The 16,476-nt window shown below is 64.4% G+C and carries 15 protein-coding genes; 13 read left to right on the top strand and 2 right to left on the bottom strand.

Annotated features, from left to right (window positions below):
• Nucleotides 1-92: 92 nt before the first annotated feature.
• The 10 genes from AC3WLT_RS20835 (at nucleotide 93) to astE (ending at nucleotide 10,933) form a co-directional block, all read left to right on the top strand.
• A complete protein-coding gene (locus tag AC3WLT_RS20835; RefSeq protein ID WP_492593578.1) occupies nucleotides 93-782 on the top strand; it encodes an ABC transporter permease in 690 nt (229 codons plus the stop codon).
• Nucleotides 783-786: 4 nt separating this feature from the next.
• Complete coding sequence (locus tag AC3WLT_RS20830; RefSeq protein WP_492593577.1) at nucleotides 787-1,500, top strand: ABC transporter permease; 714 nt, start codon at nucleotides 787-789, stop codon at nucleotides 1,498-1,500.
• A gap of 99 nt (nucleotides 1,501-1,599) precedes the next feature.
• Nucleotides 1,600-2,391 (top strand): ABC transporter ATP-binding protein, encoded by a 792-nt coding sequence (locus AC3WLT_RS20825; protein WP_492593576.1) that lies wholly within the window; start codon nucleotides 1,600-1,602, stop codon nucleotides 2,389-2,391.
• A gap of 37 nt (nucleotides 2,392-2,428) precedes the next feature.
• Complete coding sequence (locus AC3WLT_RS20820) at nucleotides 2,429-3,478, top strand: GlxA family transcriptional regulator (RefSeq protein ID WP_492593575.1); 1,050 nt, start codon at nucleotides 2,429-2,431, stop codon at nucleotides 3,476-3,478.
• A gap of 216 nt (nucleotides 3,479-3,694) precedes the next feature.
• On the top strand, nucleotides 3,695-4,930 hold the full coding sequence (locus AC3WLT_RS20815) for an aspartate aminotransferase family protein (protein ID WP_492593574.1): 1,236 nt from the start codon (nucleotides 3,695-3,697) through the stop codon (nucleotides 4,928-4,930).
• Nucleotides 4,931-4,985: 55 nt separating this feature from the next.
• Nucleotides 4,986-6,044 (top strand): arginine/ornithine succinyltransferase subunit alpha, encoded by a 1,059-nt coding sequence (aruF, locus tag AC3WLT_RS20810; RefSeq protein WP_492593573.1) that lies wholly within the window; start codon nucleotides 4,986-4,988, stop codon nucleotides 6,042-6,044.
• The gene (gene astA, locus AC3WLT_RS20805) at nucleotides 6,041-7,072 is read left to right on the top strand and encodes an arginine N-succinyltransferase (RefSeq protein WP_492593572.1); all 1,032 of its coding nucleotides are present in this window, start codon (nucleotides 6,041-6,043) and stop codon (nucleotides 7,070-7,072) included. Before aruF ends, astA begins: the two co-directional genes overlap by 4 nt.
• A gap of 2 nt (nucleotides 7,073-7,074) precedes the next feature.
• Nucleotides 7,075-8,538, top strand: a complete 1,464-nt coding sequence (gene astD / locus AC3WLT_RS20800) for a succinylglutamate-semialdehyde dehydrogenase (protein WP_492593571.1) — start codon at nucleotides 7,075-7,077, stop codon at nucleotides 8,536-8,538.
• A gap of 9 nt (nucleotides 8,539-8,547) precedes the next feature.
• Complete coding sequence (astB, locus tag AC3WLT_RS20795) at nucleotides 8,548-9,888, top strand: N-succinylarginine dihydrolase (RefSeq protein ID WP_492593570.1); 1,341 nt, start codon at nucleotides 8,548-8,550, stop codon at nucleotides 9,886-9,888.
• 7 nt (nucleotides 9,889-9,895) lie between these two features.
• Nucleotides 9,896-10,933, top strand: coding sequence for a succinylglutamate desuccinylase (gene astE, locus AC3WLT_RS20790; RefSeq protein ID WP_492593569.1), 1,038 nt, complete (start codon nucleotides 9,896-9,898; stop codon nucleotides 10,931-10,933).
• 71 nt (nucleotides 10,934-11,004) lie between these two features.
• Here astE and gstA read toward each other — a convergent pair whose 3' ends face one another.
• Nucleotides 11,005-11,625 carry a glutathione transferase GstA gene (gene gstA / locus AC3WLT_RS20785; RefSeq protein WP_492593568.1) on the bottom strand — a complete coding sequence of 207 codons (621 nt, stop codon included), beginning with the start codon at nucleotides 11,623-11,625 and terminating at the stop codon, nucleotides 11,005-11,007.
• Between the two features lie 126 nt (nucleotides 11,626-11,751).
• Between gstA and AC3WLT_RS20780 the strand changes: the two genes are divergently transcribed.
• Both AC3WLT_RS20780 and AC3WLT_RS20775 read left to right on the top strand, forming a co-directional pair.
• Nucleotides 11,752-12,660 carry a LysR family transcriptional regulator gene (locus tag AC3WLT_RS20780; protein WP_492593567.1) on the top strand — a complete coding sequence of 303 codons (909 nt, stop codon included), beginning with the start codon at nucleotides 11,752-11,754 and terminating at the stop codon, nucleotides 12,658-12,660.
• Between the two features lie 358 nt (nucleotides 12,661-13,018).
• Nucleotides 13,019-13,813 carry an ABC transporter substrate-binding protein gene (locus tag AC3WLT_RS20775; protein ID WP_492593566.1) on the top strand — a complete coding sequence of 265 codons (795 nt, stop codon included), beginning with the start codon at nucleotides 13,019-13,021 and terminating at the stop codon, nucleotides 13,811-13,813.
• Nucleotides 13,814-13,969: 156 nt separating this feature from the next.
• Here the strand turns inward: AC3WLT_RS20775 and AC3WLT_RS20770 are convergent, their stop codons facing one another.
• Nucleotides 13,970-14,707, bottom strand: a complete 738-nt coding sequence (locus AC3WLT_RS20770) for an acetoacetate decarboxylase (RefSeq protein ID WP_492593565.1) — start codon at nucleotides 14,705-14,707, stop codon at nucleotides 13,970-13,972.
• 282 nt (nucleotides 14,708-14,989) lie between these two features.
• Here AC3WLT_RS20770 and AC3WLT_RS20765 point away from each other — a divergent pair, with 282 nt between their 5' ends.
• Entirely contained in the window at nucleotides 14,990-16,390 is a 1,401-nt protein-coding gene (locus AC3WLT_RS20765; RefSeq protein WP_492593564.1) for an EAL and HDOD domain-containing protein, read from the top strand.
• Nucleotides 16,391-16,476: the final 86 nt, after the last annotated feature.

The following is a 16,476-nucleotide window of genomic DNA, read 5'->3' as shown; positions in this document are numbered from 1 at the left end:
CTTGCGAGACTCCGCGCCATGTCGGACGAGCCAGGCAAAGAGAGCTGCCGGCGCCGTCCGTGACATCCTCATGAACCTGGATGGAGACGCGCGTGTTCCTTTACGGCTTTGGTCCGGTGCTGCTGGCCGGTACGATCCAGACGATCGAGCTGTCCGTCCTCTCGCTGGCAGCCTCCGTGCTGCTCGGCCTCGCGGGCGCGGCGGCGAAACTCTCGTTCAACCGCCCGCTGCGGGCGATCGCGACCGGCTATACGACGCTGATTCGCTCGGTGCCCGATCTGGTGCTGATGCTGCTGCTGTTCTACAGCATTCAGATCGCGGTCAACAATCTGACTGATGCGCTCGATCTGCCGCAGTTCGACATCGATCCGTTCGTGGCCGGCGTGCTGACGCTCGGCTTCATCTACGGCGCGTATTTCACCGAGACCTTCCGCGGCGCGTTTCTCGCGGTGCCGCGCGGTCAGCTCGAAGCGGGCGCGGCGTACGGCATGAGCGGCCTGCGCGTGTTCACGCGCATCCTGTTTCCGCAGATGATGCGCTTCGCGCTGCCTGGCATCGGCAACAACTGGCAGGTGCTGGTGAAGGCCACCGCGCTGGTGTCGATCATCGGTCTCGCCGATGTCGTCAAGGCCGCGCAGGACGCCGGCAAGAGCACGTTCAACATGTTCTTCTTCATTCTGGTCGCCGCGCTGATCTACCTGGCGATCACCACCGCTTCGAATCTCGTGCTGATCTGGCTGGAACGGCGCTATTCGATTGGCGTGCGGCACGCGGAGCTCTAAGACCATGATCGACATTCTCAACCAGTTCTGGCGCGCGTTCCTGTACTGGGACGGTCAGCGGATTTCCGGTCTCGCGGTCACGCTGTGGCTGCTGGTGACCTCGATCGGGATCGGCTTCGTGGCGGCGATTCCTCTGGCGGTGGCGCGCGTTTCGAAGAAGCGCTGGCTGTCGACGCCGGTGCGCCTCTACACTTACGTGTTTCGCGGCACGCCGCTGTACGTGCAGCTGCTGCTGATCTACACCGGCATGTACAGCCTCGAATTCGTGCGCTCGCATCAACTGCTGGACGCATTTTTCCGCAGCGGTTTTCACTGCGCGATTCTCGCCTTCGCGCTGAACACCTGCGCGTACACCACCGAGATTTTCGCCGGCGCGATCCGTTCGACCTCGCACGGCGAAGTGGAAGCGGCGCGCGCCTACGGCATGAGCTGGTTCACGATGTACCGGCGCATTGTGATACCGTCCGCGCTGCGGCGTGCGCTGCCGTTGTACAGTAACGAAGTGATCCTGATGCTGCACGCCACCACGGTCGCGTTCACGGCCACGGTGCCGGACATCCTGAAGGTGGCGCGCGACGCGAATTCGGCCACGTACCAGTCGTTCGATGCATTCGGACTCGCGGCACTGATTTACCTGGTGGTGTCGTTCGCGCTGGTCGCGCTGTTCCGGCGCGCCGAGCGTCACTGGCTGGGTTACCTGGCGGTGCGCTCGCATTGACACGCACTGAGCGGGCGCGTTGGCATCGAGCGGCGCGGCGGGTGTGACCGGTGCGCGCGCCGTCACGAAGATCGATCTGTATTTCATTGGGAGAGCATCTTGCTCCACACGACTCAAACCGAAGCTTGCAAGCTTGCCGTGCAGGACATCCACAAGCGCTATGGCGACAACGAAGTGCTCAAGGGCGTGTCGCTCAACGCGAACAAGGGCGACGTGATCAGCATCATCGGCGCGAGCGGATCGGGCAAGAGCACCTTCCTGCGCTGCATCAATTTCCTCGAGCGGCCGAACGCCGGCCAGATCGTCGTCGACGGCGAAACGGTGAAGACGAAAGCCGACCGTCACGGCAACCTCGAAGTCGCCGATCACAAGCAGCTGCAACGCATCCGCACCAAGCTCGCGATGGTGTTCCAGCACTTCAACTTGTGGGCGCACATGAATGTGATCGAGAACATCGTCGAAGCGCCGATTCATGTGCTCGGTTTGTCGCGTCGCGAAGCGGAAGATCGCGCGCGTGAATATCTCGAGAAAGTCGGTCTCGCGCCGCGCCTGGAAAAACAGTATCCGTCGCATCTGTCCGGCGGTCAGCAGCAGCGCGTCGCGATTGCCCGCGCGCTGGCGATGAACCCGGACGTGATGCTGTTCGACGAGCCGACTTCCGCGCTCGATCCCGAACTGGTCGGCGAAGTGCTGAAGGTAATGCAGAAGCTCGCCGAAGAGGGCCGCACGATGATCGTCGTCACGCACGAAATGGGTTTCGCGCGCAACGTGTCGAACCATGTGATGTTCCTGCATCAGGGCCGCACCGAAGAAGAGGGCTTGCCCGCCGAGGTGTTGACCGCACCGCGCAGCGAACGGCTCAAGCAGTTCCTGTCCGGCAGCCTGAAGTAACGCGCGCCTCGCGCTTTCCGCGTTTCACTCATCAGCGATGGCTCGCACGTCCGGCCCGGCACGCACCACTCAGGTTGCAATCGTCGCATTGCCGCCTGTGTCGATGTCGGGCGTCGGGCCGATTGTCGACGCGCTCAATCTCGCCAACGAAATCGACGGCCGCGCGCTGTACCGCGTGCAGGTCTGCTCGTGGGACGGCCGCCCGGTGCCGCTCTCGGGCGGCGCGCAATGGCCGGCCGATGCCGCCTTCGGCGATGCGATCTCGTGCGACTGGCTGATCATCGTCAGCGAACGGTTTCAGCAATTCGCCGATTATCGGCTCTTTCTCGCGAGCCTGTCGCGCGTCGGACAGCGCACGCCGCTCGTCACGGGCATTCATCACGGCGTCTGGTGGCTCGCGATGGCGGGGCAATTGTCCGGCTATCGCGTGAGTGTCAACTGGGAAACCTATCAGCAGTTCTCCGAGCAGTTCGAGCGCTCGATCGTCACTCAACAGATTTTCGAAATCGACCGTGATCGCGCGACTTGTGCGGGCGGTCAGGCAACGGTCGACTTCATGCTGGCGATGATCGGCCGCGATCATGGCCCGGAACTCGCCGACCGGATCGCCGATACGCTGGGTGTCGGCGTATTGCGCGCGGGCGAGGAGCGGCAGCGCATTCCGTTCGTGACCGCGCCGGGCGAACGCCATCCGCGCCTGAACGATGCGCTCCTGCTGATGGAAGCGAATATCGAGGACCCGCTCACCACCGATGAAATCGCCGGTCTGGTGGGCGTCTCGCGGCGGCAACTGGAGCGCCTGTTTCGCCAGTATCTCGGTTCGATGCCGTCCAAATACTACCTGGGGCTGCGGCTTTCGAAAGCGCGTACGCAATTGCAGCGCACCAGCAAGTCGGTGGTGCAGATCAGTCTCGCGTGCGGATTTTCATCGGCGGCGCACTTTTCGAATGCGTATCGCGAACGCTTTGGTGTCACACCGCGCGAGGATCGCCGTAACTGGATCGACAAGCAGACCGGCGCGACGGGCGCCGCGGCGAGCGAGCCGCGCCCCGGCGCGTTGATCGAACGGCCTGACCGGGCTGAATAAGCAAGCGGATAGGCTGGCCGAAAAAGCGGTCGAATGAGCGGCCGAATTGGCAGCCCAATAAGCAGCCCAATAAGCAGCCGAATAAGCGGGCAAATAAGCGCCGCACCGCGCATGCCCGCCCGGAAGCTCATAGAAAGCGTCGCGTATGCGCAAGACGTATCGCGTGCGGTTTCCTACACTACGTGTATTACCTCTCACCTGTAACGAGGATTTGCCATGAACGACCTGACTGTGACACGCCAGACCTTCGACGAAGTCATGGTGCCGGTGTTTTCGCCCGCCGCCTTCGTACCGGATCGCGGTCTCGGCTCGCGCGTCTGGGATACGCAAGGCCGCGACTATATCGACTTCGCCGGCGGTATCGCCGTCACCGCGCTCGGTCATGCGCATCCTGAACTGCTGAAAGTGCTGCATGAGCAGGGCAGCAAGCTGTGGCACATCGGTAACGGCTACACCAACGAACCGGTGCTGCGCCTCGCGAAGCGCCTCGAAGACCTGACCTTCGCCGACCGCGCGTTCTTCGCCAATTCGGGCGCGGAAGCCAACGAAGCGGCGCTGAAGCTGGCGCGCCGCGTCGCGTTCGAGCGTCATGGCGCGGACAAATTCGAAATCGTCTCGTTCACGCAGTCGTTCCATGGCCGCACCTTCTTCACCGTGAGCGTGGGCGGCCAGCCAAAGTATTCGGAAGGCTTCGGCCCGGTGCCGGCCGGCATCATCCACCTGCCGTACAACGATATCGAAGCGGCAAAGAAGACCATCGGCGCGAAGACCTGCGCGGTGATCGTCGAGCCGATCCAGGGCGAGGGCGGCGTGATTCCCGCCGATCCGGCGTTCCTGAAGGCGCTGCGCGAAGCCTGCGATCAGCACGGCGCACTGCTGATTTTTGACGAGGTACAAACGGGGGTGGGCCGCAGCGGCTATTTCTACGCGTATCAGGAAACGGGCGTGACGCCGGACATCCTGACCACCGCGAAGGCGCTCGGCAACGGTTTCCCGATCGGCGCGATGCTGACCACCCACGAACTGGCCGCGCATTTCAAGGTCGGCGTGCATGGCACGACCTACGGCGGCAATCCGCTCGCCTCGGCGATCGCCGAGAAGGTGGTCGAGTTGATCAGCGATCCGAAGCTGCTCGAGGGCGTCCATGCACGCAGCGAAGCGCTGAAGGGCCACCTCGCGAAGCTCAACGAACGCTTTGGTCTGTTCAGGGAAGTGCGCGGCAAGGGTCTGCTGATCGGCGCCGAATTGACCGACGCTTACAAGGGCCGCGCGAAAGATTTCGTCACCGCTGCGGGCACGCACGGCGTGATCATGCTGATGGCGGGTCCGGACGTGCTGCGTTTCGTGCCGTCGCTGATCATGCCGCTCGACGATATGAACGAAGGCTTCGAGCGTCTGGCGAAGGCGATCGAAGAGATCGTCGGCGCGCAGGCCGAAGCGGCGTCGAAGTGAGTTGCTGCATCGAGTTGCAGCACCGATTCATGCGCCACATTCAACAGGAACGATGATGCTCTTCGTACGCCCCGGCCGCCTCGCCGATCTCGATGCGCTCGAACACATGGCGCGCACCGCGCAACCGGTGCTGCATTCGCTGCCGCACGACCGCAGTGCGCTCGAAGCGCGCGTCGCGTTGTCGGAAGACTCGTTTCGCGCGGACGTCGATTTTCCGGGCGAGGAGTTCTATCTGTTCGTGCTCGAGGACGCGGAAAGCGGCAAGCTGATGGGCACGGCGAGCATCGTCGCGGCGGCCGGCTATTCGGACCCGTTCTACGCGTTTCGCAACGACGCGCTGATTCATGCGTCGCGCGAGTTGCACGTGAACCGCAAGATTCACGCGCTGACCATGTCGCATGAATTGACCGGCAAGAGCCGCCTTGCGGGCTACTACATCGATCCTTCGCTGCGTGGCGATGCGGCCGCGCATCTGCTGTCGCGGGCGCGGATGATGTACATCGCCGCCAATCGCAAGCGCTTCACGTCCGAGGTGTTCTCGCTGCTGCTCGGCGTCACCGATGACGCGGGCGTGTCGCCGTTCTGGGAAGCGGTGGGGCGCAAGTTCTTCGGCCGTAATTTCGCCGACATCGAAATCGAATCGGGCGGCCGCAGCCGCACCTTTATCGCCGAAGTCATGCCGACCTATCCGGTGTACGTGCCGTTGCTGCCGGAAGCGGCGCAGCGCGTGCTCGGCGAACCGGATTCGAAGGCCTTGCTCGCCTATGAGATTCACCTCGAGGAAGGCTTCGAGACCGACCGCTACGTCGATATCTTCGACGCCGGTCCGGTGCTGACCGCACAGGTGGATCGCAGCGCCTGCGTGACACGCAACGAAACGCGTGTGGTGCATGAAGCCGGCGCGGCAGCAGCCGGTTCGACGTATCTGATCGCGCATAATGCCGCCGGCGGCGAATTCCGCTGCGTGCTGGGCGAGCTGGCGGCCGGCAAGGAAGCCGGCGCACCGTTGCCGCACGCGGCGCGCGCTGCGCTCGGCGTGCAGGAGGGCGACGCGGTGCGCTGCGTGCCGCTGCACCAGCCGTATCAGGAAGACTCTTCGGGAGACGCACAATGATCGTCGTTCGCGTTGTGCAACGGGGCGATGTGGACGCGCTGATGGCGCTCGCCCAGGAGACCGGCCCCGGTCTCACCACCTTCAAGCCGGATCGCGAGGCGCTCGCGGCACGCATCGAACGCGCGCGCCGCACGATGGAAGACAAGGCCGCGCCGCACGAAGCGGGTTACTTCTTCGTGATGGAAGACACCGGGACCGGCGACGTGGCGGGCGTATGCGGCATCGAAACCTCGGTCGGCCTCGAGCAACCGTTTTACAACTATCGCGTGAGCACCGTGGTGCACGCGAGCCAGGACCTCGGCATCTGGACGCGCATGCGCGCGCTGAACATCTCGCACGACCTGACGGGTTATGCCGAAGTGTGCTCGCTGTTCCTGAGCCCGCGTTACCGTGCGAGCGGCGTCGGCGGCTTGCTGTCGCGTTCGCGCTTCATGTTTCTCGCGCAGTTTCGCGAGCGCTTTCCGGAGCGTCTCTGCGCGGAACTGCGCGGCCATTTCGACGCGGACGGCACTTCGCCGTTCTGGCGCGCGGTCGGCTCGCATTTCTACCAGATCGATTTCAACGCGGCGGACTATTTGAGTTCGCATGGCCGCAAAGCGTTTCTCGCCGAGCTGATGCCGCGCTATCCGGTGTATGTGGAGCTGTTGCCGGAAGAGGCGCAGCAATGCGTGGGCCTCACGCATAGCGACACGATTCCGGCGCGCCGCATGCTCGAAGCGGAAGGGCTGCGCTACGAGAATCACGTCGATATCTTCGACGCGGGTCCGGTGCTCGAATGCCATATCGCCGACTTGCGCACCGTGCGCGAAAGCGTGGTGGCGCCGGTCGAGATCGGCGCGTCGAATGCGCCGGCGGATGGACCGAAATCGATGGTGTCGAATACGTCGCTGGGCGATTTTCGCGTGGGCGTGACCGCGGGTGTGCCGGAAAACGGCGTGTTCCGGTTGAGCGCCGCGGAGGCAGCCGCACTCGGCGTCAAGGCAGGCGACCCGGTGCGGGTGCTGCCGCTGAAACACAAACAAGGATGATCATGAGCGAGCTTTTCATCGACGGCGAATGGGCCGCCGGCACAGGACCCGCATTCGCGTCGCGCAACCCGGGCACTGGCGCGACGGTTTGGCAAGGCAATAGCGCGTCGGCGGATGACGTCGGCCGGGCGGTGCGCAGCGCCCGCCGCGGGTTCGCGGCGTGGTCGGCGTTGAGCCTCGACGAGCGTTGCGCCGTGATGCGCCGCTTCGCCGCGCTCGTGACCGAGCGCAAGGAAGCGCTGGCCGAAGCGATCGGCCGCGAGACCGGCAAGCCGCTGTGGGAAGCACGCACTGAAGCGGCTTCGATGGCGGCGAAGGTCGAGATCTCGATTCAGGCGTACAACGAACGCACCGGCGAAAAGCGCTCGGCGATGGCGGACGGCACGGCCGTGTTGCGGCATCGTCCGCATGGCGTAGTCGCGGTGTTCGGGCCGTATAACTTCCCTGGGCACTTGCCGAACGGGCATATCGTGCCGGCGCTGATCGCCGGTAACGCCGTGGTCTTCAAGCCGTCCGAACTCGCACCGGGCGTGGCCGCGCTCACAGTGCAGATCTGGCGCGATGCCGGGTTGCCCGCGGGCGTGCTGAACCTCGTGCAAGGCGAGAAGGAAACCGGCATTGCGCTCGCGAACCATCGGCAGATCGACGGCCTGTTCTTCACGGGTAGTTCGGATACCGGAACATTGCTGCACAAGCAGTTCGGCGGCCGTCCGGAAATCGTGCTGGCGCTGGAAATGGGCGGCAATAATCCGCTCGTGATCGGGCCGGTGGCCGATCTCGACGCCGCCGTGCATCACACGATCCAGTCGGCGTTTCTGTCGGCGGGGCAGCGTTGCACCTGCGCGCGGCGCATTTTCGTGCCGAACGATGCGTTCGGCGACCGCTTTATCGAACGCCTCACCGAGGTCACGTCGCGGATCAGCGTCGGGGAATACAACGCCGATCCGCAGCCGTTCATGGGCGCGGTGATCTCGGCGCGCGCCGCTTCGCGGCTGGTCGCGGCCCAGCAACGTCTGCTGGCCGACGGCGCGAAGTCGTTGCTGACGATGGAGCAGCGCGATCCGAAACTCGGTTTCGTGACGCCGGCGATTCTCGACGTGACCGGCGTGCAGGACTTGCCGGACGAAGAGCATTTCGGGCCGTTGGCGCAGATCATCCGCTACGGCAGCTTCGACGAAGCGCTGGAACAAGCCAACGACACCGACTTCGGCCTGTCCGCGGGTCTGCTCGCCGACGACGAAGCACTGTGGACGCATTTCCAGCGCACCATCCGCGCTGGCATCGTCAACTGGAACCGGCCGACCAACGGTGCGTCGTCGGGTGCGCCGTTCGGCGGTCCGGGCCGTTCCGGCAATCACCGGCCGAGCGCGTACTACGCCGCCGACTACTGCGCGTATCCGATGGCTTCCGTCGAAAGCGCGCAACTGCAAATGCCCGCGAGCGTCTCGCCGGGCCTTCAATTCTGAGGATCGACGATGCAAGCCACTGAAGCCAATTTCGACGGCCTGGTCGGCCCGACCCACAATTACGCAGGGCTCTCGTTCGGCAACGTCGCGTCGCAGAACAACGAGAAGTCGATTGCGAATCCGAAAGCGGCGGCCAAACAGGGCCTGCGCAAGATGAAGCAGCTGGCCGACCTCGGTTTTCATCAAGGCGTGCTGCCGCCGCAGGAACGTCCGTCGATGCGCCTGTTGCGCGAACTCGGTTTTTCCGGCGACGACGCGACGGTGATTGCTCGCGTTGCTAAAGACGCGCCCGAGTTGCTGGCCGCCGCGAGTTCCGCGTCGGCGATGTGGACCGCGAATGCCGCGACCGTGAGTCCATCGTCCGATACGCACGACGGCCGCGTGCATTTCACGCCGGCCAATCTGTGCAGCAAGCTGCATCGCGCGATCGAACATGAATCGACGCGCCGCACGTTGCGCGCGATCTTCAGCGATGCCGACCGTTTCGCGGTGCACGAAGCATTGCCCGGCACGCCCGCGCTCGGCGACGAAGGCGCGGCGAACCACACGCGTTTTTGCGCGGAATACGGCATACGTGGCGTCGAATTCTTCGTGTACGGCCGCAGCGAGTATCGCCGCGGACCGGAGCCGAAGCGCTTCCCGGCACGGCAAACCTTCGAGGCGAGCCGCGCGGTCGCACACCGTCATGGTCTTGAAGAAGCGGCCACTGTGTACGCGCAGCAAAACCCCGATGTGATCGACGCGGGCGTATTCCATAACGACGTGATCGCGGTCGGCAATCGCAACACGCTGTTCTGCCATCAACTCGCGTTTGTCGAACAGAACGCGGTGTACGACGAACTGCGCTCGAAGCTCTCAGCGCTGAAAGCCGGGTTCAACGTGATCGAGGTGCCGGACGCACAGGTGAGCGTGTCCGATGCCGTCACGTCGTATCTGTTCAACAGCCAGTTGCTGACGCGCCCGGACGGCAAGCAGGTGCTGGTGGTGCCGCAGGAATGCCGCGAGAACGCGCGCGTGGCCGCGTATCTGGACGACCTGGCTTCGCACACCGGCCCGATCGACGACGTGCTCGTGTTCGATCTGCGCGAAAGCATGAAGAACGGCGGCGGTCCGGCGTGTTTGCGTTTGCGCGTGGTGCTGAACGACGCGGAGCGCGCAGCGGTGACGCCCGGCGTGTGGATCAACGACAAGCTGTTCGGCCGCCTCGATACGTGGATCGAAAAGCACTATCGCGACCGTCTCGCGCCAGCCGACCTGACCGATCCGCAATTGCTCTCCGAGTCGCGTACCGCGCTCGACGAGCTGACGCAGATTCTCGGTCTGGGTTCGCTGTATGACTTCCAGCGCTGAGCCGGGCATGAGCGATTCGATGCTCGGCGACTTTCTGGCGTACACGCTGGCGGGCCAGCGGCCCGCCGCGCATGAAGCCGAGGGCACGTGCGCGAACGGCGTGCGCTGGCGTTGGCTCGATGACGGTGTTCTGCAAATGGAGCCCGCATCGCAGGCAGAGGGCACACGCAGCGTGCTCGCATCGGCCGGCGTGCATGGCGATGAGACTGCGCCGATCGAACTGCTGTCGTTTCTCGTGCGCGATATCGCGAGGGGCGACGCCGCGCTGACGTGCCGCTTGCTGGTGATTCTCGGCAACGTCGATGCGATGCGCGACGCGTGCCGTTATCGCGACGACGACCTGAACCGCCTCTTCAGCGGACGTCATGCGCAAGTGCCGCACAGTCACGAAGCCCCGCGCGCCGCAGCGTTGGAACGCACGGCGACGCAGTTCTTCGCCGCGGCATCGGCTGAACGCGGCGCGCGTTGGCATATCGACATGCATACGGCGATCCGCGCCTCCGCGTTCGAGCAGTTTGCGCTGCTGCCGCATACAGGCACGCCGTTTTCGCGCGCGATGTTCGAGTGGCTCGGCGAGGCGCACATCAGTGCGGTACTGCTCCACACGACCAAGGGCCATACGTTTTCGCATTTCACCGCGCAAGCGTGCGGCGCCGAGGCGTGTACGCTGGAACTCGGCAAAGTGCGTCCGTTCGGCCAGAACGATCTGAAGCGGTTTGCAGGCGCGGACGAAGCGTTGCGCCATTTGCTGGCCGGTACCAGCGGTACCAGCGGTGGTGCAAAGGCAGCGCTGCCGCGTGCATTCACTGTGATCGATCAGATCACCAAGCAAAGCGATGCATTCGAATTGCGGGTTGCAGCGGACGTGCCGAACTTTACGCCGTTCGTGAAGGATACGGTGCTCGCCTGTGACGGCGACTATCGCTATGTCGTGCGTCGCGACGAAGAACGCATCGTGTTCCCGAACGCGACGGTCAAGCCGGGCTTGCGCGCCGGCTTGATGGTGGTCGAGACGACTCAGCACACGCTGTCCAGACTCGTGTAGTCGCGCCGTTGGTGGTGAGACGTCGCGCGCCTTGACCCGCAACGTCTCACACCATGCGCGCTTCGTGCAGCTTAAGCCGCGTTCGCCTTCAGCAGGCCCTCCGCCACCATCGCTTCACGCACCGTCGGCCGCGCCGCGACGCGCTCCAGATACGCGCTCAGATACGGATACGCGCTCAGATCCACCGACAGCATCCGCGCCCAGCTCAACACCGTGAACGCATACGCATCGGCGACCGAGTACTGTCCGGTCAGATAATCGCGGTCAGTCAGCACGCGATCGAGTTCGCTGAACCGCGCGGCGAGTTTCGCGCGGCATTCGGCCTTCGTCGATTCCGCTGTCTCCTGATGCCAAAGCCACGGGCTGAACGTCTTGTGCAATTCCGTGCTGATGTAGGTGAGCCATGCGACCGCTGCGAGCCGTTGCGGCGATCCGGCGGGTGGCAACAACGCATACTCCGGCGCGAGATCGGCGATGTATTGCAGCAGCGCGGCGCCTTCGGTGTGCCGTGAGCCGTCGGCGAACTCGACGAGCGGCACATAGCCGCGCGGCGAGATCGCGTAGTAGTCGTCGCCGTTGGCGAGCTTGTGCGTTTGCAGGTTGACCTTGATGGTTTCGAAGTCGAGCTCCGCTTCGCGCAAGGCAATGTGAACGGCCAGCGAGCAGGCGCCCGGCGAGTAATAGAGTTTCATGGTGTCACCGCTATAAACGAAAGTGAAATCCCGGCAGGCGCCGGTGGCAAGGCTCGTCGGCCGACAAGTCGATGTGGTAAAAGTAGCCCGGATCGCATTCCGGATAAACAGGCGGCTTGCCAAACCATGCGTGCAAAAACGCAATACGAACTGACTTCGGCGGATACCCAGACCATCCTCGCGCTGGTGCGCGCCGGCACGCTGGCGGAAGCGGCGCAGCGCCTGGGCATCGACGCGTCGACGATTTTCCGCTCCGTGCAGCGGATCGAACGCGGGCTCGGGCAGCGTCTGTTCGAACGCTCGCGCAGCGGCTATCGCGCGACGCCGCTCGGCGCGCAACTGGCGCGCCACGCCGAGCGCATCGAAAGCGAACTGGCGGCGGCGCGCTCGACGGTGCAGGCGAGCAGCGACCGCGTATCCGGCCGCGTTCATGTCACGACCACCGACACCGTGCTGTACGGCCTCGTGCTGCCCGCGCTGCATGAATTCGCGGCGCTGCATCCGGCGTTGTCGTTCGAGCTGACCGCCACCAACAGCCTGGCGAGCCTGACCAAACGCGACGCCGATATCGCCGTGCGCGCCACGCGCCGCGCGCCGGATCATCTGGTCGGCAAACATGTGGGCCCGCTGCGTATCGCGGTGTTTGCCGCGAAGGGGAGCGGCATTCGCGCGAGCGATACCGATGCGCTGTCTCGCTGCGACTGGGCGGCGCCGGATAGCTCGCTCGGCGATCATCCTTCGGTCCTGTGGCGCAAGCGCCATTGCCCGACTGTCGAGCCGCGCTACAGGACCAATAGCGTGATGGCGGTGTTCGAACTGGTGGCGCGCGGCTTCGGCGTCGGCATCTTTCCGACCTTCCTTGCGCGCGGCCGCGACGATCTCGTGCAGTTAACGCCGCCGCTCGACGAAGCGGAATCGCAAGTCTGGGTGCTCGCGCATCCGGAATCGCGTCATCTGCCGCATGTCGCGGCGGTCTATACGCATCTGTCGCAGCGGCTCGGCAGCGATTTCGCCGCCGGTGACGGCGCGCTCTGATGTGCGCGGGAACGCGCGCGCCGGTTCGCTGCTTGTTCACTGCCTGGTATCCGTTCGTTTGCCCTTTGTTCGTCGCCTGTTTGCGCTTTGACGGCGGTTTGCCCGGTGCTGGGTCGCCCGGTGCTTGTCTGAGCGCGACACGCAATTGCACCTTTTCGTGCGCCATGCCGGCTGGGCCGAACGAGGCACACGCGGACGCGCCCGCCAGGCGTGCGCTGCGAAGTCTGTACAATCGCGGCCTCGCGGCTGTTGCGCTGCACCACGCCGGCCGCACGAGTTTGAATCGCAATTTTGGCGCGGCAATCATGCCTGCTGGATTCGGCTCCGTCTTATTCAATACCGTAGAGGAACACCCGTAATGAAGATGAATTGGCGAAACACGGTTGCGCTCGCGCTGTTCGCGGCGGCAACGGTAGCGGCAGGCGCCGCGTCCGCAGCGGATATCAAGGAAGTACGCTTCGGCGTCGAGGCGTCGTACGCGCCGTTCGAATCGAAGTCGGCGTCGGGCGAACTGCAAGGTTTCGATATCGATGTTGGCAACGCCGTGTGCGCAAAGCTGAAGGCGAAATGCGTGTGGGTCGAGAATTCGTTCGACGGCCTGATTCCGGCGTTGCAGGCGCGCAAGTTCAACGCGATCAACTCGGACATGACGATCACCGAGCAGCGCCGTCAGGCGGTCGACTTCACCGATCCGATCTACACGATCCCGAATCAGATGATCGCGAAGAAGGGCAGCGGCCTGCTGCCGACGCCGGCATCGCTGAAGGGCAAGCACGTCGGCGTGCTGCAAGGCACGATTCAGGAAGCGTACGCGAAGGCGCGCTGGGCGTCGGCCGGCGTCGACGTCGTGCCGTATCAGACGCAGGATCAGATCTACGCCGACCTCGCCTCGGGGCGTCTCGACGCCGCATTCCAGGACGCGGAAGCCGCGTCGAAGGGATTTCTGAAAAAGCCGCAAGGCGCCGGCTTTGAATTCGCCGGTCCGACGGTCACCGACGAGAAACTGCTCGGCGCAGGCGTGGGCTACGGTATCCGCAAGGGCGACAAGGCGCTGGAGGATGCGCTGAACCAGGCGCTCAAGGAACTGAAGGCGGACGGCACGATCGACCGCTTCGCCGCGAAGTACTTCGACGTGAAGGTCGTGTTGAAGTAAAGCGTGGGTTGTCGTGAGTTGTCGTGGGTTGTCGTTATTCGCTGCATGCAAACCGGCCGCTTATGCGGCCGGTTTGCATGGTGGCGGCAATCTGATCGGTATGGCCAGGTCAACAAGAAAACAGGGAACGGCCGCACGCGTCCATCGCCGCCTGTATTACCTCAGGTAATCGAACACGACCTCGCCGAGACCGAGCGTGAGGTCGGCGATCAGATGCCGCGCCTCGACGACTTCGAGCACCGGCAAGGCGGCGACCGGCGCCAGCGCGTGCGGCGCCAGTTCGAGCGCGGCCGGGCCGGTCCATGCGCCTTTCAGGTCGATGTCTTGCAGGTAGTAACGCACCAGTTCGCAAATGCGCGGCGTGCCGTCCACGTGCGGAATCACTTTCAACAGGAAGTTCGGCGCTTCCAGGCGTTTTTTCTGTTGCGCGAGATCGAGCTGCCGATGCTTGTAGCCCATCGTGCCGGTGGCGATACGCACCGGGCCGTAGTCGAGCGTGCCGACCAGGGTGTCGGTGTGAACTTCGAGCACCGGCTTGGCGAGCTTCTTCGGAAAACCCCACAACTCACGGCCGCCGGCAATCGGCGGGTGGTCGTCCAGATACATCGCCAGCGTGTAGCCGCCCGCCACGCCGTTGTACGACACCGGAATCACCTGGCCGCTTTCCGTGTAGTCGCCGAAACCGGTCGAATCCGGCATGCGAATGAATTCGTAATGTACGAGCGGCTCGCCGATTTGCAGCGGCTCCGGTACCACGGCCCGCAGTTTGTCCGGATCGGTGCGGTAGGTGATGATCAGAAATTCCCGATCGGTGAAACGATACGGTCCCATTGGAAACGCCGGGCTGGTAATCGGCATCGCGAAAGCATTTGACAGCACGCTTTTGACGTCCATAGTTTTCCTTTCGGTGGTGAGCGACGGGGTAGCGCGGGGGGCGCGCTTTTGCGCTGCACGACAGTATCGTCGATTCCTTTCCGACGTTCAGCGAAGCCGGCATCCAATTATTTCAAGATATTGCGGTATGGCCGTGTCCGAGCGCGGCGGCCTGCGCTAAAATCGCCGGGCGCCGATAGCCGGCGCCGTACGGTGCCGCGAGCCGCGGGGGTTTGGACGCGCCGTCAGCGGAAACCAAAATACAGCAGGAAGCGCCAGGGCGGCGCTTAGCGGGGGACCGGAATGACCACCATCGCAATCGAGAATCCGCGCCGGACGGGCGGTGCGCCGGACGGCGCAGACGACGCGCAATTGAACGCCAGTTTTGCCCGTCAGCCGATCCTGAATCGGGACGGCATGCTCTGCGGCTATGAGCTCAAGGTGCGCGCGCCGGCGTTGCCGGCCGCGGACCCTGACCCGGCCGCGGCTGCGGCAACTCAGGCCGCTGATGCGGACCCGAGCGCAAACGTTGGCGCGTTGCCGGGCCGCCGGCCCGAGCCGGCGCAACTAGTGGCGCGAGCCGTGCTTCGCGGCCTGATGCAAGGCAATGTGCGCGGCGCGCTCACCGGGCATCCCGCCTACGTCGACGTGAGCCGCGAGATGCTGTTCGACGACTCGATCATGCACCTGCCCGCCGACCGTTTCATGTTCGAACTGTCGTCTTCGATCGAGGTCGACGAGGCGTTGATCGCGCGGATCGTTCAGCTGCATGGGCGGCGCTATCGCTTCGTGCTCGATGAAGTGGCCCAGCCCAACGACACATTCGCGCGGCTCCTGCCTTACGCGGACGTCGTCAAGATCGATTTCACACGTGCCTCGGGCGCGCTGTTGCCCAAGCTGGGCAGCGTACTCAAGTCCGCAGGCAAGCTGCTGATCGCATCGGGCGTCGATGCGCAGGCCGATTTCGAAACGGCGCATGGTCTCGGCTTCGACCGTTTCCAGGGCTACTTCTTCGCGCGTGCCCAGTCCTCGTCGACGCGGCGTGTCAGCGCGCCGCGGCACGCCTTGCTGAACCTGCTGCAACTGCTGGCGGGCGATCCGACCGTCGCGCAACTCGAAGCGGAACTCAAGCTGAATCCGGTGCTGGTGATGCATCTGATGAAGCTCGCGAATTCGAGCGGGCTGGCGGTCGGGCACAAGGTGACGACGCTGCGCGAAGCGATCAACGCGACCGGCACCGACCGGATCGCGCGCTGGACGCAGTTGCTGCTGTATGCGGACGGCCGCAAGGTCGCACTGGAAGACGATCCGCTGTTGCAACTGGCGGCGACCCGCGCGCGCTTCATGGAACTGGCGATCGCGCGCTTGCCCGAAGCCGGGCGCGATGAAGCCGACGCGGCCTTTCTGACCGGCGTGTTTTCGTTTGTCGACGCGGTGTTCGGCGGCTCGCTCGAGAGCACCTTGAATGTGCTGACGCTGTCGCGGCCGATCCAGGCGGCGATCCTGCATCGCGAGGGCGTGCTGGGGGCGTTGCTGAGCGCGGTCGAAGCGCTGGAGCGGGGCGCCTGGGATGAGCTCGGCGCCGTTTGCGCGCGCTTGCAGCCGTTGACGGTGGAAGAGGTCGCGCAGCTTGGCCTCGCGGCAGGGGCATGGGCCGGAGTCGCGGACCGGAGCGCGGAGGGGTTGGAGCGGATCGAGGACTGAGTTCGGCGCATTTGCCGACGCAGCGAACCAGGTGGGGGCCGCGGCACGTCGTTTTGCTTTTCGTTGCCGCTTGAATCAGGGCAAAT

Source organism: Paraburkholderia sp. FW306-2-2C-D06C, assembly GCF_058781505.1.
This window is presented reverse-complemented; position numbering and strand designations above follow the sequence as displayed.